This window comes from Amycolatopsis rubida (genome assembly GCF_900115345.1).
GTDB lineage: Bacteria > Actinomycetota > Actinomycetes > Mycobacteriales > Pseudonocardiaceae > Amycolatopsis > Amycolatopsis rubida.
The window spans coordinates 346,759-369,188 of record NZ_FOWC01000007.1; the positions used below are offsets into that span (position 1 = coordinate 346,759).

17 protein-coding genes and 2 pseudogenes are annotated in these 22,430 nt (G+C 70.7%); 6 read left to right on the plus strand and 13 right to left on the minus strand.

Going from position 1 to position 22,430, the window contains the following annotated elements; genetic code table 11:
- Positions 1-317 precede the first annotated feature (317 nt).
- Together BM362_RS49320 and BM362_RS50025 are read right to left on the minus strand one after the other, a co-directional pair.
- Positions 318-1,058, minus strand: a pseudogene (locus BM362_RS49320) (hypothetical protein).
- 20 nt (positions 1,059-1,078) lie between these two features.
- Positions 1,079-1,249 (minus strand): annotated as a pseudogene (locus tag BM362_RS50025) (hypothetical protein); the annotation flags it as partial.
- 503 nt (positions 1,250-1,752) lie between these two features.
- Here BM362_RS50025 and BM362_RS26880 point away from each other — a divergent pair.
- A complete protein-coding gene (locus tag BM362_RS26880; RefSeq protein ID WP_067588900.1) occupies positions 1,753-2,211 on the plus strand; it encodes a single-stranded DNA-binding protein in 459 nt (152 codons plus the stop codon).
- A 579-nt stretch (positions 2,212-2,790) separates the two neighbouring features.
- On the opposite strand, the gene BM362_RS26885 is transcribed toward BM362_RS26880, so the two are convergent.
- Entirely contained in the window at positions 2,791-3,204 is a 414-nt protein-coding gene (locus BM362_RS26885) for a hypothetical protein (RefSeq protein ID WP_093575021.1), read from the minus strand.
- 149 nt (positions 3,205-3,353) lie between these two features.
- Between BM362_RS26885 and BM362_RS26890 the strand changes: the two genes are divergently transcribed.
- A complete protein-coding gene (locus BM362_RS26890; RefSeq protein ID WP_093575022.1) occupies positions 3,354-3,995 on the plus strand; it encodes a hypothetical protein in 642 nt (213 codons plus the stop codon).
- 10 nt (positions 3,996-4,005) lie between these two features.
- Here the strand turns inward: BM362_RS26890 and BM362_RS26895 are convergent, their stop codons facing one another.
- From BM362_RS26895 to cmtR, 3 genes are all read right to left on the minus strand, one after another.
- Positions 4,006-4,746: an SDR family oxidoreductase gene (locus BM362_RS26895; protein WP_067588904.1), complete on the minus strand. Its 741-nt coding sequence runs from the start codon at positions 4,744-4,746 to the stop codon at positions 4,006-4,008.
- A 284-nt stretch (positions 4,747-5,030) separates the two neighbouring features.
- A complete protein-coding gene (locus BM362_RS26900) occupies positions 5,031-5,702 on the minus strand; it encodes a cation efflux transmembrane domain-containing protein (protein WP_093575023.1) in 672 nt (223 codons plus the stop codon).
- Complete coding sequence (cmtR, locus tag BM362_RS26905; RefSeq protein ID WP_093575024.1) at positions 5,699-6,031, minus strand: Cd(II)/Pb(II)-sensing metalloregulatory transcriptional regulator CmtR; 333 nt, start codon at positions 6,029-6,031, stop codon at positions 5,699-5,701. The genes BM362_RS26900 and cmtR overlap by 4 nt, the downstream gene beginning before the upstream one ends.
- A gap of 44 nt (positions 6,032-6,075) precedes the next feature.
- On the opposite strand from cmtR, the gene BM362_RS26910 reads away from it, so the two are divergent.
- On the plus strand, positions 6,076-6,882 hold the full coding sequence (locus BM362_RS26910; protein WP_093575025.1) for a helix-turn-helix transcriptional regulator: 807 nt from the start codon (positions 6,076-6,078) through the stop codon (positions 6,880-6,882).
- Between the two features lie 47 nt (positions 6,883-6,929).
- On the opposite strand, the gene gcl is transcribed toward BM362_RS26910, so the two are convergent.
- The 7 genes from gcl to BM362_RS26955 form a co-directional block, all read right to left on the minus strand.
- Positions 6,930-8,624 carry a glyoxylate carboligase gene (gcl, locus tag BM362_RS26915; protein ID WP_093575026.1) on the minus strand — a complete coding sequence of 565 codons (1,695 nt, stop codon included), beginning with the start codon at positions 8,622-8,624 and terminating at the stop codon, positions 6,930-6,932.
- 2 nt (positions 8,625-8,626) lie between these two features.
- Positions 8,627-9,517, minus strand: a complete 891-nt coding sequence (locus BM362_RS26920) for an NAD(P)-dependent oxidoreductase (RefSeq protein ID WP_093575027.1) — start codon at positions 9,515-9,517, stop codon at positions 8,627-8,629.
- Positions 9,517-10,341 (minus strand): hydroxypyruvate isomerase family protein, encoded by an 825-nt coding sequence (locus tag BM362_RS26925; protein ID WP_093575028.1) that lies wholly within the window; start codon positions 10,339-10,341, stop codon positions 9,517-9,519. Before BM362_RS26925 ends, BM362_RS26920 begins: the two co-directional genes overlap by 1 nt.
- A 711-nt stretch (positions 10,342-11,052) precedes the next feature.
- Complete coding sequence (locus BM362_RS26930) at positions 11,053-12,000, minus strand: ferredoxin family protein (RefSeq protein ID WP_067588914.1); 948 nt, start codon at positions 11,998-12,000, stop codon at positions 11,053-11,055.
- Between the two features lie 347 nt (positions 12,001-12,347).
- The gene (locus BM362_RS26935) at positions 12,348-13,535 is read right to left on the minus strand and encodes a cupin domain-containing protein (protein WP_067588916.1); all 1,188 of its coding nucleotides are present in this window, start codon (positions 13,533-13,535) and stop codon (positions 12,348-12,350) included.
- 270 nt (positions 13,536-13,805) lie between these two features.
- Entirely contained in the window at positions 13,806-14,810 is a 1,005-nt protein-coding gene (locus BM362_RS26940) for a pyridoxamine 5'-phosphate oxidase family protein (RefSeq protein ID WP_067588918.1), read from the minus strand.
- Between the two features lie 777 nt (positions 14,811-15,587).
- Positions 15,588-16,229 (minus strand): GntR family transcriptional regulator, encoded by a 642-nt coding sequence (locus BM362_RS26955; protein WP_232791873.1) that lies wholly within the window; start codon positions 16,227-16,229, stop codon positions 15,588-15,590.
- Between the two features lie 93 nt (positions 16,230-16,322).
- Between BM362_RS26955 and BM362_RS26960 the strand changes: the two genes are divergently transcribed.
- From BM362_RS26960 to BM362_RS26970, 3 genes are all read left to right on the plus strand, one after another.
- Positions 16,323-19,658 carry a molybdopterin-dependent oxidoreductase gene (locus tag BM362_RS26960; protein ID WP_093575030.1) on the plus strand — a complete coding sequence of 1,112 codons (3,336 nt, stop codon included), beginning with the start codon at positions 16,323-16,325 and terminating at the stop codon, positions 19,656-19,658.
- A 72-nt stretch (positions 19,659-19,730) separates the two neighbouring features.
- The gene (gene gdhA / locus BM362_RS26965; RefSeq protein WP_093575031.1) at positions 19,731-21,074 is read left to right on the plus strand and encodes an NADP-specific glutamate dehydrogenase; all 1,344 of its coding nucleotides are present in this window, start codon (positions 19,731-19,733) and stop codon (positions 21,072-21,074) included.
- 477 nt (positions 21,075-21,551) lie between these two features.
- Positions 21,552-22,424, plus strand: coding sequence for a DUF6597 domain-containing transcriptional factor (locus BM362_RS26970; protein ID WP_244287298.1), 873 nt, complete (start codon positions 21,552-21,554; stop codon positions 22,422-22,424).
- Positions 22,425-22,430 lie beyond the last annotated feature (6 nt).

Genomic DNA, 22,430 nt, shown 5'->3' on the forward strand with positions numbered 1-22,430 from the left:
AAACGCGCCGGCCGGGTACGTCGTCCCGTCGCCTTGGGTGGACGCGGAAATCCACTGCGCGGACCACCGGAACCGCGCCGTCCGCTTCGCCTGCGCCGCGTCGCCCGTCGCGAGCAGTACGGTCCTCTGCTGGTACTGGTCCCGGCCCCACACGCGGTGGTACCCCGTCGTTGAGCACGTACCGTTCACGACGTCGCCCGACTGCGTGACCCCACGGCGTCGCCCCACGGCGTGATCCCACGGCGTGACCAGCCCGCGACACTCGCACCGCGATGCGCCTTGTCCTCCGCCGCGTGCAACGCCATCAGCACGACGCACTACGCCCTCCGCTGCCGCTCGTCGCCCGCCACACTGCCCGGCGCCGCCTTCAAGCTGCCGGCATACTCCTCCCAACCGCGCCGATACGCCCGCTCCAGATTGCCGAACCCGCTCGCCAGCGGCCCTTCCGCGGCCGCCGCCGCGCCCTGGACGTCGCTCCCGTACCCGAGCGCGACCGAGAACGTCGTGCCCCGCTCAACCGGCATCTGTCCACATCGGACTACATTGCTGTAATCAGCGAAATCGAATTGATTCGCAAGAGTTCGATGTGCCCGCAAGTCTACCAGGCAATCGCTCGCGGCACCGGAATATCCGTTGTCATGCACGACGAATCCCGCCGAAGCCCGCAATGCCGACGCCACAGTCGTGGTGGCGCCGAACAACTCCTCCGTCCCGCTCGCCGTCAGCCCAGTCCCGTCCCACGCTGCCGGGTCGTTCGCCGCGCCGCCCGCCATCGACGGATCCGCGAGCAGGTAAACCTGATACTAACGAAACCGCGTACGGGAAAGGAGAGTCGGCCACCCGGCGTCGGTGACGTACGTCGCGGTGAGGCGATAACGCCCGTTCTTCGCGGTGTTCGCGACCGTGTACTCGTCCGACATCGAGACAACATGCTCCGTCGCGTCGCGGTCGAGGTCCACAAAGGACTTCCCATCGGTGACCCACGTATTGCACGCCTTGCATGTTGGCCACGTCCGAACGCGGATAAAACACGTGCCCCTCCGGCGACGGTGAACCACAACGGGCTCGCAGTCCCCGCGGCCGTCCCGAGGGCGGATTTGTCCCCAGTCGTCCAAGACGACGGCCCGCCACAGCAATCCCCCGGCGGCTGCGCCCGGCTTTCCGCCGCCGCACCGGACTTCACCCCGGCTTCCGCAGGCGCGATCCCCTGCCCCACCACCGAAATCCCCACACCGCCACCCGTCCCCACGTCCCGCCGACCATGCCGCCCGCAGCCTCGTCCCGGAACAACAGCCGAACGGCGGGAACCGCTCCCGCCGCTTCGAGTACCACCCTATGGAGTGACCGCGAACCCCCGGAAATTGTCGTACCCGGATGGTCTCCTGGTTTCCGAAGCGGCACCCGCTCCCGGGGCCGCACCGAACAGAGGAGCCGTCACCATGGCCGGAGGAACCGTCCGCACCGTCATCGGAACCCTGACCGCAGGCACCGAACCGACCTTCACCCGGCCCGGTCCAGCGGTGCCTCCGAGATCGGTATTTCGCCGTCGCCCCTCCTCTTGCGGCATCGCCGCCACTCCCCGCCGAGTCCTGCCACGACCACGGCAGAGCCTCCAGAGGCGCGGCACTCCGGCTCGACCGCGCTCACCTGTTCAGCAGTGCTGAGCGGTTGATTCAAGGCAAACGATCGATGGGAATCGATCCTCAGATCCGTCGCCATGGACTTGGCGGCACAACACCAGGGAGTGAGATCATGGCTGGAGAAACTGTCATCACGGTGGTCGGGAACCTGACTTCGGACCCGGAGCTGCGCTTCACCCCGTCCGGAGCGGCGGTCGCGAATTTCACGGTCGCGTCGACACCTCGCACCCTCGACCGGCAATCCGGCGAATGGAAGGACGGCGAGGCCCTGTTCCTCAGGTGCAGCGTATGGCGGCAGACAGCGGAAAACGTCGCGGAGAGCCTCACCCGGGGAGCGAGGGTCCTGGTCACCGGACGTTTGGTGCAGCGATCGTTCGAGACCAAGGAGGGCGAAAAACGCACCGTCGTCGAACTGCAGGTGGACGAGATCGGTCCTTCGCTGCGGTACGCGACCGCCAGCGTCACCAAGGTCAGCCGCAACAGCAGCGAAACGAGCGGGCCAGGCGGCGACGCCTGGGGCGCTGCGCCCGTGTCTGCTGGAGTCGGCGCGGGCGAGGAGCCGCCATTCTGATCCTCCTGGCGGTGTCGCTGACCAGCGAGACACCCGGTCGGTAAAGCGGTCGACCGGACGATCGGCGACAGCTCTCCCCCGACCGGGGTCTGGTCGGAGTACCCAAGTGCCGGGCATTCCGGCCAGACCCCGCCCAGGGCACGCCGTCGCCGTCATCCCCATGATCGCCACCGGCGTACCGACGCGACAACCGCCGCGGCGGCCGCGCTGATCCACCGCCGCCCGGGACGGCACACCGGCTTTCCCTTGACCGCGATCGGAGGTTCGAGCACAGGAACGCTCTTTCCTTTGATCGAGCGCACCCGCGTCCAGCAGGGCGTCGTCCAGCAGGGCGTCGTTCGCGGCGGCCAAGGCCCGCTGGTCGGCGAGTTCCTCGGCGCGCAGCGAGTTCAGCGCCTCCTCCGGTTCGTCGTTCGTCCACAACCGACGGACGTTGTCCACGGTCATCGCTGCGCCCTCCTTCCGGACTGCGCGGGGCCCGGGATCGAACCAGCCGCCCGACCCGGTGCGGCCGGGGAACGGACGGTGCCCGCGGGAATGTCGAGTACCGCACTGATTTCGCCCGCATCTAGCTCTCCCTCATCGGCCAGCACCACCTCCCGGGGCGAGATCGGCCAGTTCGCGGACTCTCGCCTGCGCGTCGGCCAGCCCAGCCACCGGACCGGCAGGACCGTCGACGACCTGGGGCCCGTGGTCGCACGCGGTCATCCGCCGGTACCGGCCCCGGGCGTGCTGGCGCAGCGGGTTGGCACCGATGCCGGACAGCCAGGCGCGGGCGGGGCCGTAGCTGGCTGGTCGCGGTACCACGACCAGGAAGGCGTAGCTGACCGGATCGTCGACTGCCGGGCCGGCGCCGCTGGCCAGGCACCGACGCACGTCCCGGGCAGGTCTGCCGAACCAGCCCTGGAAGATCGGCTGAAGTTCGTGTCCGTGCAAGTCCGGTCGGTCGTCCCCGTCTTCCCTCGCCGCGGCGTACCGCTGCGCCTTAGTCACCTCGGTCGCCGGACGGAAGCGTTCACGCCAAGAGAAAAGCTCAGCAACCGGCAGTGGTCTGGTCCTTTCCGAAAAAGGTCCATACCATTTGCCTGGAAGGCGACTATCGGCCCTGACCGGCCGGAATTTCCGCTGGTAGCTTCCCGGCCATGCCCGCACCTCGCCGGACCAAGGCCGGAACCACAGTCCTCGCCGCGATTTCCGTACTGCTGCTGGCCCCGCTTTCCGCACCAGCCGCGCAGGCCGCACCGGGCGCACCCGCGCACGCCCGCGTCGGCGTGCGGGACGAATGCAGCTCCCCGTCGATCAACCGGCTGCAGAAATGGCTGGCCAGCGGCGAAGGCACCACCGTCCCGTCCACCGGGAGCCTGCTCCTCCCGGAAGGCGACGGCTACGCGGCGAAAATCGTCTTCCAGAACAACGAATGGCACGTCGCCGTGGTCTGGCTGGGCAACCAGTTCGACGCGCAGGCCGACCTCGGCCATTCCGCCGGATTCTGGCTGACCTACAGCGCCGACGACGACTTCTACGTCCAGCTGCGCCCCGCGTCCCACTGGAGCGGCGGCGACAAATGGCTCACCCGCATCCCCGCGACCGGCGGGCAGCTGGTCCGCACGTTCTTCCCCTTCGACGCCGGTTCCTGGACCTGGCTTCCCGAACTGGGCCAGCCGCAGTATTCGTTCGCGTCCGCGCTGACCGAGGCGCGCGGCCTGGTCTTCGTCGGGAAGACCCCCAACTCGCTCGATTTCCGCGAACTCCTCATCGACGGCTACCGGCCGCCGTGCCGCTGACCCCCGCGCGCTAGTTCTGCACAGCGGGCCGGATGGTGATGTCGCCGATCTCCACGTCGTCCGGCTGCTCGACCGCGAACGCGATCGCCCGCGCCACCGCGGCCGGATCCAGCGCGAACTCCTCGACCCGCCGCCGGATCTGCTCCCGCTCCCCCGGATCGTCGATCGAATCGGCCAGCTCCGTCCGGACGAAACCGGGCGACACCGACGTCGTCCGGAGAACACCGTCCGTGGATTCCTGCCGCAGCGCCTCCAGAATCGTCCGCACGGCGTTCTTCGTCCCCGCGTAAACCCCCTGCCCGGGCACGATCTTCAACCCGGCCGTCGACACCGTCGTCACCAGATGACCCCGCCCTTGCCGCCGGAACACCGGCAGCGCGGCCGCGATCCCGTTCAGCACGCCGCGCACGTTGACCTCGATCATCGCCGACCATCCCTCGACATCCCCGTCCGCCACCGGCCCCAGTTTCGCGATCCCGGCATTGCCGGCCAGCACGTCGAGCCGGCCGAACTCGTCGACCGCCCGGCCCACGAGCCGATCCAGGTCCGCGCGCCGGGTCACGTCGGTGCCGCACGCGAGTGCGCGACCGCCTCCGGCGCGGATTTCCTTCACCAGCGCGTCAAGCCGATCCTCGCGACGCGCACCCAGGACCACCGCCGCGCCCCGTGCGGCGAGCAGCCGCGCGGTCGCCTCGCCGATTCCGCTGCTCGCCCCGGTGATGGCCACGACCTTCCCCGCCAGAACTGACATTCCCTACCCCTCACACTCATCCGGACACGTGTCCGGACAGCTTACCGGACACGTGTCCGGATTGCTGAAGGGCAGGTATGGCATCAACATCGGCTGGAGCGCAGTCAAGGAAGCGTGAGCGACGGCAGAATCCGGGCCGCGCCAGGTCATGCTCTCGATCTGAGACGACCAACCGGAGAAAGGCCTGCCAAGGTGAGCGATCTAGCCGCCGCACTGACGCTGATCGGCGCATTCGTCGCGCTGGCCATGACCTTGCGCGTCATCCAGCAGCGCATGACCCGCGATCAGCAGCAGTGCTCGCCCCGCCAGGCTTCGAGCCCCTCGCGGACCGCGACCGCCGCGATCGCCAATGCCGCGAGCGGATCCGCCCAGTACCAGCCCAGCAGCGCGTTCACCAGCAACCCGGCCAGCACCACCCCAGAGAGGTAAGTACAGAGAAGCGTCTGCTTGGAGTCGGCGACCGCGCTCGCGGAACCGAGTTCGCGCCCAGCCCGGCGTTGCGCGCCGGAAAGCACCGGCATCACGACCAAGGACACCGCGGCGAGCACGATCCCGACCGTCGAATGCGAAGCCTCGGCGCCGAACAGCGACCGCACCGAATCGATCGCGACATAGGCCGCCAGCAGGAAGAACGACACCGCGATCACCCGCAGCGCAGCCCGCTCCCGACGTTCCGGATCCGCGCTGGCGAACTGCCACGCCACCGCGACCGCGGAAAGCACCTCGGCGACCGAATCGAGCCCGAACGCGATGAGCGCCGACGAGGACGCGATCGTCCCGGCCGACACCGCGACGATCGCCTCGACCACGTTGTACGTGATCGTCCCGGCGACCAGCCATCGCACCCGCCGCCGCAAGACCGCCCGCCGCGCGGCATCCGCCGCCGGGGCGCCGGCCAGCGACAAGGTCTCGCCTCCGGGCGAATCCGCGCAACAGTCCCGACCGGGCTCAGTCATCGCGCCGCCCGCGCCTCGTCGGCACACGCGTCCGTCGGCGCGACAGCCAAAACCACCTGCGTCAACTCCGCCAACGCGTGCGCGAGATGCGGATCAGCGATCGCGTACCGGACCTGCCGCCCCTCGTACGTCGCGACCACCAAGCCGCACCCGCGCAGGCACGCGAGATGGTTCGAGACGTTTGACCTGCTCAGCTCCAGTTCCGCGGCCAGCCGCGCCGGGTAGGCCACCCCGTCCAGCAGTCCCACGAGAATCCGGCAGCGCGTCGGGTCCGCCAGCGCCCGGCCCAGCCGGGCGAGCGCCAGTTCGCGAGTCTCAGAGGTCAGCACAGCCGAAATAGTACATCAATTGCTGAATCAAATACACTGACCCGGTGGACAACCTCCTCGGCGGCTTCCTCCGCGCCCGGCGAGAACGGATCTCCCCGGCCGACGTCGGGCTGCCGGACAACGGACGGCGCCGCGTGCGGGGACTGCGCCGCGAGGAACTCGCGCTCCTGGCGGGAATCAGCAGCGACTACTACATCCGGCTGGAACAGGGCCGCGACCAGAACCCGTCAGCACAGGTGCTCGACGCGCTGGCCCGGGCACTCGTCCTGGACGAAGCGTCCCGCCGGCACCTGCATCAGCTCGCGGCCCCGGCCCGGCCCGGCCAAACCGAGCCGCACGTGCCCGCGAGCATCGCCGAACTGATCTCCACCTGGGCGACGAACCCCGCGTACGTGCAGGACCGCCTCACGAACGTACTCGCCGCGAACCCCGTCGCCGCAGCGGTTTCGCCGAACTACGCGGTCGGCCGGAACCTGCTCCGCGGGATTTTCCTCGATCCGGCCGAACGAGAACTCCGCCGCGACTGGGACCAGATGGCGGCCGACGGCGTCGCCGGCCTGCGCGCCGCGCTCGGCCCCGGCATCGCCGACCCCGCCGCAGCCGACCTCATCGCCGGCCTGACCGCCGGCAGCGACGAGTTCCGGGAGCTGTGGGCCAGGCACGAGGTCAAACCACGCACCGGTCACCTCGTCCGCTTCCGCCACCCCGCGGTCGGAAATCTGGATCTGCACAGCGACAAGCTCGACATCCCCGGCCCGGTCAGCGTGCAACTGGTGGTCTTCCACGCGACGCCGGGAACCCGCGACGCCGAGGCGCTGGCTTCCCTGGCTGACCTGATTTCCGCGCAGTAGCACCGGAAACCGGGCCGGAACACGCAATGCCCCGGCCCGGTTCCCGGTCAGTCAGCCGCTTCGAACTCGCGCACCGCGTCCAGCGCGGCGCCCATCGCGGCGTTGCCCTCGCGTTCGATCATGATCTCGACCAGCACCGGCCGCCGGGTGCGTTCGGCCTCCTTCCGCGCCCATTCGAGCGACGAGCGGATCTCGCCCGGGTCCTCGACGCGGGTGCCGGAGCAGCCGTAGGCCTCCATGATCTTGACGTTGTCCGTGCCGTGGTCGTCGTAGTGGATGTCGACCTGGTAGTTCATCCCGTACGGCAGCTCGGACTGGCGGATCAGCCCCAGGTACTCGTTGTTGAGCATGACGAGCACGAAGCCGACGTCGTACTGCGCGGCGACCGCCAGCTCCTCGACCAGGAACTGGAACGAGTAGTCGCCGACCACGCCGACGACCTCCGCGTCCGGACGGGCCTTCTTGACCCCGATCGCGGCCGGGATCTCCCAGCCGAGCGGGCCTGCCTGACCGCACACCTGGTAGTGCCGCGGCAGGTGCGCGTGCTGGAACTGGCCGGACCAGATCTGGTAGAGCCCGATCGCCGTCACGAAATACGTCTCGGCCCCGTAGAACTCGTTGAGCTCCTTGAACACCCGCGGCGCCTTGATCGGCGTGCAGTCGAAGTCCTCCTTGCGCGGCAGCTCCGCCTTGAGGTCGCCGAGCCGCTTGACCCACGCGCGATCCCGCGCCGGAGCGGTGCGCGCGTCGAGCACCGCCAGCAGCGCTTCGAGGAACTCCCGCGTGTGCGAGACGACGCCGAGGTCCGGTCCGAACACCTTGCCCAGCTGCGTGGGTTCGATGTCGACGTGGATGAACTTCCGGTCGCCGCGGTACACCGACAGCTCGCCGGTGTGCCGGTCGCCGAACCGCGCGCCCAGCGCCAGGACCAGGTCGGATTCCAGGAACGCGGCATTGGCCCAGCGCTGCGACGTCTGGATGCCCGCCATGCCGGCGAACAGCTCGTGGTCCTCCGGGAAACTGCCCTTGCCCATCAGCGTGACGCCGACCGGGACGCCGAGCCGCTCCGCCACCCGCCGCAACGGGTCGCTCGCCTCGCCGAGCACGACGCCGCCGCCGGCCAGGATCAGCGGGCGTTCGGCGGCGAGCAGCATGTCCAGCGCCCGCTCGACCCGCGCCGGCGACGGTTTCACCGTGCTGACCGGCAGAGCCGAATCGATCGACGAATCCCACTCGATCATCTGCTTCTGCACGTCGATCGGAAGGTCGATGAGGACCGGACCGGGACGTCCGGACCGCGCGATCCGGAACGCCTCGCGGAAGATCCACGGCAGCTGCGCGGCCTCCTTCACCTGGACCGCCCACTTCGTGACCGGCCGCGCGATCTCGACGATGTCGACCGCCTGGAACGCTTCCTGGTGCAGCTTCGTCGTCGCGGCCTGCCCGGTGACGCACAGGATCGGGACAGAATCCGCGTGCGCGGTGTAGAGACCGGTGATCATGTTGGTGCCCGCCGGACCGGAGGTGCCGATCGCGACGCCGACGTTGCCGGTGGTGCGCGCCCAGCCGTCGGCCATGTGCGTCGCGCCCTCTTCGTGGCGGACCACCAGGTGGTCGATGCCGCGGCCCTGCATCGCGTCGTACAGCGGCAGGATCGCCGCGCCTGGGCAGCCGAAGGCGACGTCGATCCCTTCGTCGACCAGCACGTCGACGACTGCCTGCATAGCGGGGACCCGGGCCATGGTCACACCTCCTCGGACGAGCGGCCGGACAGTTCTTCGGCGACCTTCAGCAGCGCGGAGTGGTCCAGCGAGCCGTAGCCCATCGCCCGCCCGGCCGCGACCAGCTGCGCGACCAGGCCGGTCAGCGGGAGCGCCACGTCGGACTGCCGGGCCGCGGCGAGCGCGATGCCCATGTCCTTGTGGTGCAGGTCGATCCGGAAGCCCGGCTCGAACTGCCGCGCGACCATCGACTTCCGTTTCAGTTCCAGGATCCGGCTGCCGGCGAGACCGCCCGCGAGCACGTCGAGCCCGGTGCCCGCGTCCACTCCGGACGCTTCCAGCAGCACGATCGCCTCGGCGACCAGCCCGTAGATCCCGCCCACCACCAGCTGGTTGGCCGCCTTCACGACCTGGCCCGCGCCGTGCGGCCCGACGTGCACCACCGTCTTGCCGAGCGTGTCGAAGATCGGCTTCGCCGCGGCGAAATCGGCTTCGTCGCCACCGACCATAATGGACAGAGCGGCCTGTTCGGCCCCGGCCTGACCGCCGGACACCGGCGCGTCCAGCACGCGGATCCCCTTGGCCGCACCGGCTTTCGCGACCTCGATCGACGTCTCCGGCCGGATGGTGCTCATGTCGGCCAGCAGCGCGGCGGGCGCGATCGTGTCCAGCACGCCGCCCGGGGCGAGCACGACCTGCTCGACCTGCGGGTGGTTCGGCAGCATGGTGATCACGACCTCGGCCCCGGACACCGCGTCGGCGACGTCCTTCGCCGCGCGGCCGCCCGCCGCTTCCAGTTTGGCCAGCGCGTCGGCGTTGAGGTCGAACCCGCTCACCTCGTGTCCGGCGGCGGCCAGGTGGGCGGCCATCGGCGTGCCCATCACGCCCAGTCCGATGAACCCGATCCTGCTCATCAATGTCCCCTTCGCTCGTACGGCAGCCAGGCCAGCGAGTCCACAGTGGAACCATCCGGTTTGTACTCGATGCCGACTTCTCCGGCGTAGCCCGCCGCCTGCAGCTTTTCCAGATGTCCTTCGAGATCCAGCTCCCCCGTGCCCGGCTGGTGCCGGCCCGGCGCGTCGGCGATCTGCACGTGCCCGGTGCGCGGGGTGTGGCGGGCGATCACGGTGTCGAGGTCGTCGCCGTTGACCGCCAGGTGGTAGAGGTCCGCGAGCAGCCGGACGTTGTCCAGGCCCAGCTCGTCGAGCACCGCGACCGCGTCGGCCGCGGTCTTCAGCGGGTACGCCGGGGTGCCCGACAGCGGTTCGAGCACCAGCTGCGCGCCGATGCCCTCGGCCGCCTTCGCCGCGGTGGCGAGGTGCGTGCGGGCCAGATCGTCCTGTTCGGACGGTGCGACCCCGTCGATCCGGTTGCCGTACAGCGCGTTGAAGCTGCGGCAGCCGAGCCGTTCGGCGAGCCCGAGCGCGACCGTCAGGCTCGTCGCGAACTCTGCCTCGCGGCCGACCCACGACACGAGCCCTCGCTCGCCGGCGGCCATGTCGCCCGCGTAGAAGTTCAGCCCGGTCAGCCGGACGCCCGCCTGCTCGACCGACCGCGCGAACCGGTCGACCTCGGCCCCGGACGGGTCGGCGCTCTCGAACGGCCACCAGTACTCCACCTTGGTGAAGCCCGCTGCCCGAGCGGCCTGCGCGCGCTCAAGCAGCGGGAGTTCGGTGAACAGGATCGACAGGTTGGCGGTGTAGGGCAGCGAGTGCCGCTCCCCGGCGGGACCGGTCATGAGTACCTCGGCTCCTCACATCTCGATCAGATAATTTCGCTTTGCGGAAGTTTTCTTCCGTAGTTCGAGAATAGCGGGACGCGGAGGCTTCGGTCAACGGGAAGCGGGCAGGTTTCCTCGATGCACTGGGCGCGCCACGGCGTCCGTTCGCCTCGGACACACAATCGTGCCGGGCTCCCCGGAGGGCAGATCTCGCCGCGACTGTCCACAGTGGTCATTCTTTGTTCCATAGTGGACAGATGGGTGGTTTTCTCTTCAGCCGAACGGAATCGGCCTTCCCGCTTCCAGGCCCTCGCAGCGTGGACGTCTTGCGCTGCCCGACGCGCCGTCGATCCGCTTCTCCGCCGGCGCCTGCATCTGCGCCATGGTCGCCCGGGTGAACGCGGACAGCGGATTGAACCCTCGAAATGCCGGATGACACCCGGCTCCTCGATGACGGCCGAGCAGCCGACGACGCACCCGATCGCCGCCCGGATCGACCGCTTCGACGCGGCGACCGGCCAGCGGGTGACCGGTCAACCCGCGGAAATACCATCACGGATTACCCGACGAGTGCGGTGTTCTCGTGCGGCAGAGGCTCCAGGAGGGTGCCGCTATGGAGGAACCCCTCGAAGTGGAGTCGTGAGCGCGAAATGCCAGCCGCCCACGGACCGTCAGTCAGTGGCGCGGTCGACCACCGGAGCCCCTCGCCGAGCGGCCAAAGCACCGACGTCAGACTTCGCGCACCGATTCCGTCACAAATCCCGACAGCATCAGCCGCGCGGTGCATCGGCTGTGCACGGAGGCCGTCGGGGCCGCCCGCCGCACCACCACCTCGTACCGCCGCTCGCCCGCGCCGACCAGCACGCTTCGGGCGTCGCCCCGGGATTCCTCCGTCACGGCCAGCACCGCGTCGATCCCGCGCAGGCCAGTGCGTCCCCGAACCTCGATCTCGGCGAACTGCGACCACGCGCTTCCCGCCGAAGTACGGCCGCGCAGGTTCTCCAGCCGGACGTTGCCGCCGAGGGCTTCCTTGGCCGCCAGTTCCGCGTCGGGGGCCGCGAGGCTGCCGTGGAGAAAACCGTCCGGCACGGTCAGGAGGTTTCCGGCCCAGCGGTCCCCGCCGACGTGGCTGACCTCCCACACCCGCCCGGGATGGTTCTGCGCGAGGCTCGTCGCCAGCGGGCGGCCGAAAACGGCGCAGCACATGTCCTTGCTGCCGTGGGTGCAGACGAGAAAGAGCGGACCCGACACCGGTTCCCCGTGCCCGCGCCGTCCGGCGGCGACCGCTTCGAGATCGAGGTGGGCGAGTTCCGCCAGGTCAGCAAGGTCGAGCCGCTCCGTCCAGCGGTCGCCGGGCTGCCCGCTCGCGACGTAAACCGTGCGCGGGGCGCCCGGAGTCCGCGCGTGCCGCCCCGGCTTCCGGATCAGCAGCGGACGCAGGCCGGCGGCGCGCGCGGCGTCAAGGCGTTCGGCGGGGAACACGGCGGACAGCACGTCTTCGAGCGCGTCCGGGCCCCACGAACCCGGCTGCTCGACCAGCAGCCAGGACGTCATCCGCGCGGCAGTCCCCGCGGGCTCGCCGCCGAGCTCCCGGGTGAGCGCGGCGCATCCGGGCGCGGCATTCCGGCCCGGGAAGCAGATCCCCGGGCCCGAGTGCGGCGCGTCGGCCTTAGGCATGCCTAAGTATAGCTGACAGCGCGCCGAGTCCTTTCGAGGCGACCGGCACTGTCGCGCGACATCACTCGATCGGGCAACGCTCGCCGAGAATTCCGGACCGGCGTGACGGCAGCTCAAGACCTGCGGACGACCAGCGCTCGCAACCATGGCCGAGGGTCCGGCGACGCACCTCATCAGGCCGGGCCTCGCACCGCCGCTCGGAGCATGCCCAGTGAAGCGCACGCCCGCCCGGCCTCACACCACCCACCGCACCACCACTCGGAGCATGCCCAGCGAAGCGCACGCCCGCCCGGCCTCACACCGCCAACCCATCCGACAGCGTCCGCACCGCCCGGCAAAGCCCGCGGTCAGGCCCGGGCCACGAGCCCCTGCACCACCAACTCCCTCAACAGCGCCCGCACCGTCTCCGGAGGCACCCCGGGCGCGGCGTCGGCGAGGACCTTGAACGGCTGCGGACCGCACCCGAGCAACGCGGCGAGCACCGGTCGCGCGGCCTCGGCGAAGACCAGCCGCTTCCCCGCTCCGACCAGGGCAACTGTGCCGTCGTCGTCGACCAGCGCGGCGCGCGGGGCCAGCAACCGGACCTCGAAGTCGTCGTCCGGCGGCAGCAGGTCCGCCGTCGCCGCCCACGGGAGGCCGATGCGGGTCTGGGCCGGGGCCTGGGCGTCCCGGTCGGCCAGGAAACGGCCGACGACATCGCCCGCGGTCACCTCGGCGAGCCGGCGGCGGAGCGCTTCGGCCCGCTCGGCCCGCGCGTCCGGGCCGGCGAACCGGGGCAGGTCCGCGCGGAACAGTTCGTCGGACCGCAGCTGGTCGGCCAGCCACGCCACGAGGTCCACGCCGGTGGCGGCGTTGAACCCGATCGTCAGATGCAGCGACTCCTCCCCGACCGCCGACACGTCGTGCCAGTGCCCGCGCGGCAGGTAGAGGACGTCGCCGTCCTCAAGCAGGAAGTCGTCGTACGGTTCGCCTTCCGGGCGTTCCGGAAGTTCGACGTCCCGTTGCAGCGGCGACCGCCGGGTGATCCCGTGCAGGCGCCACCGCTTCCGCCCGGAAAGCTGGACGATGAACGCGTCGTGGTCGTCCCAGTGCACGTCGAAGCCGTGCGTGGTGCCCCAGCCCGCGTACAGGTTGACCTGGATCCGCTCGCGCAGGTCGTGTTCGAGCCTGCTCGCCAGTTCGCCGACCTCGCCGACCAGTTCGTTGACCGAGTCGAGCACGAGCGTCGCACCGGCGCGCAGGTGTTCGGCGAACGGGGCCGGCAGCACGCGCGGGACCAGGCCGTTGCGCCGCGTCGAGACCATTTCGGTGTACGTGTGCGCGGGGACGACCTCGCCGTCGAGCGCGAGCCGCAGCCGGGGGAACTCCAGCCGGTGCTGGCGCAGCACCCGGTCCAGCTCCGGCCACGGGAGCAGCGACGCGAACCGGCCCTTCTCCCCCGGGAACCGCCGCGGCCGCTCGCCCAGGACCTCTGCGAAGAACTGGCCGGCCTCGAGCGGTGCTACGAGGCCGGCCAGTCCGGGAATCTCCGTCATGGAGCGCGGCGACGGCTAGTCGTTGCCGTCGTTGTCGGCCACGGCGCCGTTGGCCTTGCCGCGGTCGACCGCGGCGGTCAGCGGTTCCACGCTCAGCAGCAGACCGCTGGCGGCCGTGTCGGTGTCGGTTGTCATGCGTTCTTGAGCCATCCGGACCTCGCAACGTCGACGACTGGGCGCGCCTCACGCTACGGGAGATCACCGGGCCGGACATCGGTCATTTGAGTAGTCTTCGCCGGGCCGGTGATCACCCTCAGCCGAACCGGCGGCTCAGAGATTCTTCCGGTAGTCCTGGTCGAGACCCGCTCGGAGCAGCCGTTCGTTCGCCCCGGCCCGCACCAGTTTCGCGGCGGCGCCCGCGGTCTCGTTGAGCTTGACGTGATCGGTCCAGATCCTCGACGACCGCGGCAGGTCCCCGGGATCGACGTGCCGGGCGGGGTCCCACAACCCGGAGTCGCGCAAGGCGCTGTTCCGCGCGAGCCGGACGGTCTCGATTTCCACCTTGAGCACCGCCTTCGGGGTGCGGTTGCGCTCGGTCATCGACTCGCGCAGCCCGGCCTCCGTGCTGATGACCGCCTTCCCGGTGATCTCCAGGGTGCGAGCGTCCCCGGGAACGACTGCCAAGACAGCCGCCTCGGGGCGCTCGACGACATTGTGGAACGTATCGGTGCGCCGGTTGCCGGGCCGGTCGGCGAGCGCGACCGTCGCCGGTCCGATCACCCTGGCCACTCCGGGCGGATCGCCCTTGGGGCTCGCATCCGCGCGCCCGGCGCCGTCCCGCGACGTGACCACCGCGAACGGTGCGGCGGCAAGGAACGCAGCCGCCGCGGGTCCGAGAACCGACTCCTCCTCGACGGCGTCGTCCGGCACTGATGCCGGTCCCCACAGGTTCGAGCGGATCACTGCTTTGCCGCAGTGCAGGAACGCTTCCTCGACGAGAAGACCGTCTTCGGCGAGGGTTCCGTTGATCCGCAAAGTCTCGCGCCACCCCGGGACGAGCACCAGCAGCGCGGCGCCGGCGCCCGGGGCGGCCGAGGGCGGGACCGGCAGCCGCAGCCGTGACCTGGTCTCCGCCGCGGCGAATCCGGGAGCCCCGCCGACCAGTTCGGCCCGCTGACGCCCCCCGGCGTCGACATAGCCGAGCACGGCGGCGGGACTGTGCGCGAGCAGCGCGAGGCAATGCGGGTCGAGATGGTCGATCGACTTCATCATGACCGGCAGCGGCCGCTCGCCCACGACGCGTTCCAGGTCCGGCACCGCACGGATGATCCCCATGGAGTTAGGTTAGCCTAAGAACCGGCCGGGCCGCAGGCGCGCCGGCCGGGGCGAGATGTGTTCGCGTGCCAGGAGGCGAGTTCAGCCCACGGCCCGACCAGCCCGACGCCGGATCCGTTCCGATGACCAGCGTGCCCGATGCGGCGACCGCCACGGGTCCGGCCGCCCGCCGGGCACGGGCCGGTGACCGCTCCCAAGCCCGGCCCACCACGTCACCCTCGCGCACGTCATCCGGAATCCCGGGATTTCGCACACCAGAACCTGTGTCCCGAAAACTGGGTTCCTCGAATTCCGCCGCTGATCCCACCTCAGGTGCACCGTGCCCGAGTCGGCTCCTCCCCTGCCCGAACGCGGGCCCACCGGCCGCCGGACGGCCAAGGGGCCGCTCGCCGGAAGGAGCGCCAACCGGGTGGCGCGGCAGGTCGTGGACGACGCGCTCGCCGAGCTGATCATCGACCGCATCCTTGAGCCCGGGCGGTGGTCGATTTCGCGGTGGACCGGGCTATCCGGGAGCAGGACGTTCCAGCCTGCCCGGGTGCGCTGGAGCATCGTGCACGAGGTCACCGACTCGCCCGCCGCGGCGGAACTGGTCCGGCACGATCTCGGCGGCCGCGTGCTGCCGGTGTCCGTCGCCGCGCGGTTTCCCGACCTCACCGGCCGCCGGTTCCCGCGCGGCGGACCGACGCGGAACATCGCGGCGACTCGCGCGGGCGATCCGCGTCCGGCGGTGGCGGCGGTGGCGCGGCACCTGACGCGATCCGGCCGGATGCGCCCGGTTCAGCCAGCCGCCCATTCCGCCCGTACATGCTTCAGATGCGCCCTGACCTGGCCCTCCAGCCGAGCCCAATCCCGCTCCGCGATCGTCGCCAGCATCTCCCGGTGCTCCCGCGCCGAATCCGCCAGCCGGCCGCGCTCGGCGAGCTTTTCCAAGCCGTACAACCGCGTCTGGTCGCGCAGCGTGGCGATCGCAGCGGCCAGCCGCCCGTTTCCGGAAAGCGCCAGCAGATCCAGATGGAACCGGCGATCCGCCTCCAGGAAGCGGGCGACATCGCCCGCCTCCGCCGCGGACTCGATCTCCGCGGCCAGTCCGTCCAGCCGGACGAGGTCGTCCGGACCCGCGGCCGCCCCGGCGGACAGGGTCGCCGGGACCTCCAGCAGCAACCGCATCTCGTAGATCTCGTCCAGGTCGCGTTCGGTGATGGCGACGACGCGGTAGCCCCGGTTGCGGACGGGTTCCAGCAGGCCCTGGTTGACCAGCGTCAGCAACGCCTCGCGTACCGGACTGCTCGACACGCCCAGCCGCGTCGCGAGCGCGGCGGCCGAGTAGATGTCGCCGGGACGCAGTTCGCCGGACACCATCGCCTGCCGCACCACTTCGAGCACTTGTTCGCGCAGGTTAGTGCGCTGCAGCTGCGGCACGGGGCACACCTCCGCTTCCCCGGGCTTGACTTCGCCCGCTCAAGTCCAGCAGGGTACCTTAGTAACCGGTAGCCGGTTACTAAGGAGTAACTAATGCCTGAGATCCGGGGTTACTGCACGTTGTGCCGGTCGCGCTGCGGCGCGGTCTACACGGTCGAGAACGGCGCGCTGCGCGGCGTCCGGCCGGATCCGGCACATCCGACCGGTGCCGCGTTGTGCCCGAAGGGCCGCGCCGCGCCTGAACTGGTGCACTCCCCCGAACGGCTGCGCAGGCCGTTGCGCCGCACGACGCCGAAGTCCGATCCGGACCCGCGCTGGCGTGAGATCAGCTGGGACGAAGCGCTGTCCGAGATCGCCGAGCGGCTCGGCGGCATCCGCGCGACCAGCGGGGCCGAGGCTGTCGCGTTCTCGGTCACCTCCCCCAGCGGCACGCCGATGTCCGACGCGATCGACTGGGTCGAGCGGTTCATCCGGCTTTTCGGCAGCCCCAACACCCTGTACGCGACCGAAATCTGCAACTGGCACAAGGACTACGCGCACGCGTTCACGTTCGGCTCAGGGTTGCCCGCCCCGGATTACGCGGGTACGGAATTCGCGGTGCTGTGGGGGCACAATCCGGCCAAGGCGTGGCTCGCGCAGTCCGCCGCGCTGGCCGAGGCTCGTACGCCGAAACTGGCCGTCGTCGATCCGCGCCGGACGGCCAGCGCGGTGCGGGCCGAGCACTGGCTCCGGGTCCGGCCGGGCACCGACGGCGCGCTCGCACTCGGCGTCGCGCGGGCGTTGCTCGAACGTCGCGGGCACGACGAGGCGTTCGTGCGGTCGTGGACGAACGCTCCGTTGCTGGTCCGAACCGACACGGGCCGGTTTCTCCGGGCAGCGGAAATCGATCCCGCCGCGGCTGGTTTCGCGGTGTGGGACGAGGTCGCCTGCCGAGCTGAGCCGTACGATCCGAATTATCCGGCGAGCGGGCCGGAAAGGTTCGCCCTGCACGGAAACCGCCGCGTGCGCACGGTGACCGGCCCGGTCGACTGCGTTCCCGCGTTCGAGCACTATGCGCAGGCGTGCGCCGCGTGGCCGCTCGACCGGACCGAAGCGGTGACGACCGTCGAAGCTCCGGCGATCGCCGCCTTCGCGGCCGATCTCGCCGAGGCGAAGTCCGTGACGTACGCGGCTTGGTCGGGCGTCGGTCAGCACGCGAACGCGACGCAGACCGAACGCGCGATAGCCACGCTCTACGCGCTCACCGGCAGCTACGACTCCCCCGGCGGCAACGTCGTGCTTCCGAAACTGCCGGTCGCGCCGGTCACTTCGGCGGACCAGCTCGCGCCTCAGCAACGAGCGAAAGCCCTTGGCCTGCGAGAGTTCCCGCTCGGGCCGCCGGAGCAAGGCTGGGTGACCGCGCGCGACTTCTGCCGCGCGGTCCTCGACGGGAAGCCCTATCCCGTGCGGGCGCTGGTGTCGTTCGGCGGGAATCTCCTGCTGTCCCAGCCGGATCCGCATCGCACCGCGGAAGCGTTGCGGCGCTTGGAATTCGCGGTGCATCTTGATCTGTTCGAGAACCCGACCGCGCGATTCGCCGACCTGCTGCTGCCGGTTCAGACGCCGTGGGAGCACGAGGCGGTCAAGGCCGGTTTCGAAATCAGCCGGGCGGCGCAGGAACACGTGCAGCTGCGGCCGAGGATGACCGACCCGGTCGGCGAGTCGCGTTCGGACACTGAGGTCGTGTTCGAGCTGGCCGGCCTGCTCGGGATGGGCGCGGAGTTCTTCGACGGCCGCGTCGAGGACGGCTGGGACCACCAGCTGGCCCCGCTCGGGCTCACTGCCGCACAGTTGCGCGCACGGCCCGGCGGCGTCGATCTGCCGTTGCGGACTGAGTACCGCAAGTACGCCGAGCGCGCGGAAAACGGCACGGTGACCGGGTTCGCGACGCCGACTCGCCGGGTCGAGCTGTATTCCGAACGGCTCGCCGAGCACGGCCAGCCCGCGGTCCCGGCCGCTGAGCCGCCCGTCCCGGACGTTCGCCATCCGCTGGTGCTGACCTGCGCGAAGAACGGATACTTCTGCCACAGCCAGCATCGCGGGATTTCGTCGCTGCGCAAGCGTTCTCCCGAACCGGCCGTCGACCTGAGCGCGGAACTCGCCGCGGCGCGCGGGATCGAGGACGGGCAGTGGGTCCGCATCACGACGGCCTCGGCGGAGGTCCGGATGCGGGCGCGGATCGATCCCGCGCTGCATCGCGACGTGGTCGTGGCGGAGTACGGCTGGTGGCAACCCGCTCCCGACCTCGCACTGCCCGGCTCGAACGCGCTCAAGGACGGCGGGACCAACTACAACCTGCTCGTCGGCGACGAGGCCCACGATCCGGTGAGCGGGTCGGTGCCGTTGCGCTCGACGTTCTGCGACGTCCGCCCGGACGAGCCGGAGCCGTGGACCGGGCAGCGGGAGTTCGCCGTCGAGCGGGCGGAGCTGGAGACCGAGGACATCCGGTCGGTGCGGCTCAGGCCGGTGGACGGCCGGGCGGTGCCGCAGTTCCGCGCCGGGCAGCACATCACCGTCGCCTGGCCGGACGCACCGGGGCTGACCCGCAGTTACTCGCTGACCGGATCGGCGAAAGCCGCCGACGGCGGGTACGCCATCGCGGTGCGGCGGGTGCCGGGCGGGCAGTTCTCGCCCGCCGTGCACGACCGGCTCCAGCCCGGGACCCGGTTGCTGGTCACGGCTCCCTCCGGCGGGTTCGCGCTGCCGACGGTCCATTCCCGGCCGATCGTGCTGCTGGCCGCCGGGATCGGGATCACGCCGTTCCTGAGCTACCTGGAGTCCCTCGAACCCGCGTCCGCGCCGGAGATCGTGCTGCACCACGGCAGCCGCGACCGCTCTCGGCACGCGTTCCGCGAGCGCATCGCCGGGCTGGCGGCCCGGCTGCCCAGTGTCCAGACAGTGGACCACTACAGCAGCCCTGGTCCGGGGGAGTCCTGCGATTTCACCGGCCGGATCACCGCCGACCGCCTCGACGCCGATCTCATCCGGCGGCGGGCCCGGTTCTACCTGTGCGGTCCCGAAAGCATGCTGGACGAGCTGACCGCCGGGCTGACGGAACGGGGCGTGCCGCGCTTCGACATCTTCACCGAGAAGTTCCATGCCGCGCCCGCCCCGGTCCACATCCCGGACGACGCCACAGCCACCGTGCGGTTCGCGCGGTCGGGCCGTGAGGCCACCTGGCGGGCCGGCGACGGGGACCTGCTGCGTTTCGCCGAGGCCTCCGGGGTCGCGCTCCCCAGCGGATGCCGGCTCGGGCAGTGCGAAAGCTGCGCCGTGCAGGTGCTGGCCGGAACCGTCGCGCACCTGGTCGCGATCGCCGACGATCTGCCCGCTGACCAGTGCCTTTCCTGTCAGGCGGTCCCCACCGCGGATGTAGTGCTCGATGCGTGAGCCTGGTCACCCCTGACCGCGCAAACCCCGTCTGGGGTGCGAAATCCGGCACTCGGACGGCATCATCGGCTGATGGCACTCGACGGGACATCGCGCGAAGTGTACGAGGAGATCGTCCGGAGGAACCCGGCCGAGCCGGAGTTCCACCAGGCCGTCTTCGAAGTGCTCGAAGCGATCCGGCCCGCGCTGCGGCGGGATCCGCACCTGCGCGACGCGGCGATGCTGGAGCGGCTGTGCGAGCCGGAGCGGCAGGTGATGTTCCGGGTGGTCTGGACCGACGACGCGGGCGCGGTGCACGTCAACCGCGGCTTCCGGGTCGGGTTCAGCTCGGCGCTCGGGCCGTACAAGGGCGGGCTGCGCTTCCGCGGCGACGTCACGCTCGGCACGGTCAAGTTCCTCGCCTTCGAGCAGATCTTCAAGAACGCGCTCACCGGCCTCGGCATCGGCGCGGGCAAGGGCGGGTCCGACTTCGACCCGGCCGGCCGCAGCGACGCCGAGATCATGCGGTTCTGCCAGGCGTTCATGACCGAACTCGTCCGGCACATCGGCCCGGAGACCGACGTCCCGGCGGGCGACATCGGCGTCGGCGGGCGCGAGATCGGCTACCTGTTCGGCCAGTACAAGCGGCTCACCAACCGTTACGACGCGGGCACGATCACCGGCAAGAACCCGTTGCTGGGCGGCATTCCGGCGCGTCCGGAGGCCACCGGATACGGGACGGTGTACTTCCTCGAAGCGATGCTCGGCGCGCGCGACGACTCGTTCTCCGGCCGCACCGCGGCGGTGTCCGGTTCGGGCAACGTCGCCTATCACGCGATCGCGAAGCTGCGGGAACTCGGCGCGAAGCCGGTCGTGTGCTCGGATTCGGGCGGGTACATCCACGACCCGCACGGGATCGACCTGGAGCTGCTGCACGAGTTGAAGCTCGCCCGGCGCGGACGGCTTTCCGAGTACGTCGACCATGTGCCGTCGGCGAAGTACGTCACCGGCGGCACGCCGTGGGACGTGCCGTGCGATCTGGCGCTTCCGTGCGCGACGCAGAACGAGCTGGACGAGCAGTCCGCGTTGCGGCTGGTGAAGAACAACGTCCGGGCGGTCGCCGAGGGCGCGAACATGCCGTGCACGCCCGGTTCGCTGCAGATCTTCCGCGAGGCCGGGGTCGCGGTCGGCCCCGGCAAGGCCGCGAATGCCGGCGGGGTCGCGGTGTCCGCACTGGAGATGCAGCAGAACGCCGCGCGCGAGCGGTGGACGTTCGAGCGCACCGACCGGACGCTGCGCGACATCATGACTGACATCCACCGGACCTGCCTCGAAACCGCGGACGAGCACGGGGTCGCCGGGGATTACGTGAGCGGGGCGAACATCGCGGGGTTCCGCAAGGTGGTCGCTGCGATGGACGTGTGCGGATACATCTGAGCTGGTCTATTTGGTCGCGGGTCGTCCGGGCGACAGTCCGCGGGTCGGCAGTCGGCAATCGGCGGTATACCGCATGGGGTGCGCAGCGGACCGGATTCCCTGCGGTCCGAGTGCCGGGATGCGCTGGCCGGCAGGCAATCCGGGTCGGCGTTTGCCGTCCTGCGGCGGGTTTGTCGTGCGGAAGACAGCGTGATCAGGCCGGTGGCGGCGGTCGGGGAAGCGGACGGGGGTCTGGCTAGCGCTCCCCCGGACAGACTGCGCCCAGGACAAGCAAGATGACGAGCGACGTCGGCATGACCGGGCACCCTCCGGCGGCACGCTGTTCCCAGTTCAGACAGCGACGAGCCCCGGGCTCGGCGGCTGCCGGAGATGGCCTCCCGGGCCAGGGACTTGCGGCCTGGCGAACGGCCACCGGGCGGCCTTCCCGTACGGGCAGTCCGTCCGGGAAAGCGTTGGCGGGCAAGGTGGTGCCTGTCCGTGCTTGACGCGCGACCGGCGGAACGCTTCGGTACGGGGATGACCGCGTATGTGGAGCGTCCGCCGGTGGCGGGTCTGGCGGGGGTCGTGCGCACGGTGTGGATCCAGCGCACGGGCGACGCGCCGTACGTGCAACGGCATCTGCCGACCGGCGGCGTCGAGATCCACTTCCCGGTCGGCGGGCGTCCGCGGTTGCTCGGGCCGTTGACCGGGCCGCGGATCGAGGTCATCCCGGCGCGTACGACGATCGTCGGAGTGCGGTTCCGGCCCGGTGCCGCGCCTCCCCTGCCCGCGGGGCTCGACGAGCTGGCCGATCAGCACGTCGGGTTGGCCGAGTTGGGGGGCCGGACCGTGGATCGACTGGTGGAGACCGTTGCCCTCGCCGCGACGCCCGAGCTGGGCCTGGTCGCGCTCCAGGCGCGCCTCGGGCAGGAGTTTCGCCGGGCCGGCGGGCTGGATCCGCTGGTCGGAGAGGCGGTGCGGGTGCTGATGCCGTGGGACCCCGCCGGGGTGGACGCGGTCGCCGCGCATCTCGCGCTTTCGGCCAGTCAGCTGCGGCGGCGGTGCCTGCGGGCGGTGGGGATGAGCCCGAAGGTGCTGCAGCGGACGTTGCGGTTCCAGGGGTTTCTCGCGCTGGCCCAATCCGGAGCGATCGCGACCGGACGGCGGGGTGCGGACGGGATGGCGAGTCTCGCGGTCGACGCCGGTTACGCGGACCAGGCCCATCTGAGCCGGGAATGTCTTCGGCTGACCGGGGTTACGCCGAGGCAACTGCTCGGGGGCGACCTCGATCGGTGCGCTTGCGGGCACGACCATTCGGCTTCGTACGCGCCGTTCCTGGCTGCTCGGAGACGGTCGCTGATCCGGGTTTGAGCGCCT

Coding starts and splice junctions, on each gene's coding strand:
- BM362_RS26900 (WP_093575023.1), bottom strand. CDS start 5,702: ATGACTGAGCCCGGTCGGGACTGTTGCGCGGATTCGCCCGGAGGCGAG.
- BM362_RS26920 (WP_093575027.1), bottom strand. CDS start 9,517: ATGAGCAGGATCGGGTTCATCGGACTGGGCGTGATGGGCACGCCGATG.
- gdhA (WP_093575031.1), top strand. CDS start 19,731: ATGGCACTCGACGGGACATCGCGCGAAGTGTACGAGGAGATCGTCCGG.
- BM362_RS26925 (WP_093575028.1), bottom strand. CDS start 10,341: ATGACCGGTCCCGCCGGGGAGCGGCACTCGCTGCCCTACACCGCCAAC.
- BM362_RS26930 (WP_067588914.1), bottom strand. CDS start 12,000: ATGCCTAAGGCCGACGCGCCGCACTCGGGCCCGGGGATCTGCTTCCCG.
- BM362_RS26960 (WP_093575030.1), top strand. CDS start 16,323: ATGCCTGAGATCCGGGGTTACTGCACGTTGTGCCGGTCGCGCTGCGGC.
- BM362_RS26880 (WP_067588900.1), top strand. CDS start 1,753: ATGGCTGGAGAAACTGTCATCACGGTGGTCGGGAACCTGACTTCGGAC.
- BM362_RS26935 (WP_067588916.1), bottom strand. CDS start 13,535: ATGACGGAGATTCCCGGACTGGCCGGCCTCGTAGCACCGCTCGAGGCC.
- BM362_RS26940 (WP_067588918.1), bottom strand. CDS start 14,810: ATGGGGATCATCCGTGCGGTGCCGGACCTGGAACGCGTCGTGGGCGAG.
- gcl (WP_093575026.1), bottom strand. CDS start 8,624: ATGGCCCGGGTCCCCGCTATGCAGGCAGTCGTCGACGTGCTGGTCGAC.
- BM362_RS26890 (WP_093575022.1), top strand. CDS start 3,354: ATGCCCGCACCTCGCCGGACCAAGGCCGGAACCACAGTCCTCGCCGCG.
- BM362_RS26895 (WP_067588904.1), bottom strand. CDS start 4,746: ATGTCAGTTCTGGCGGGGAAGGTCGTGGCCATCACCGGGGCGAGCAGC.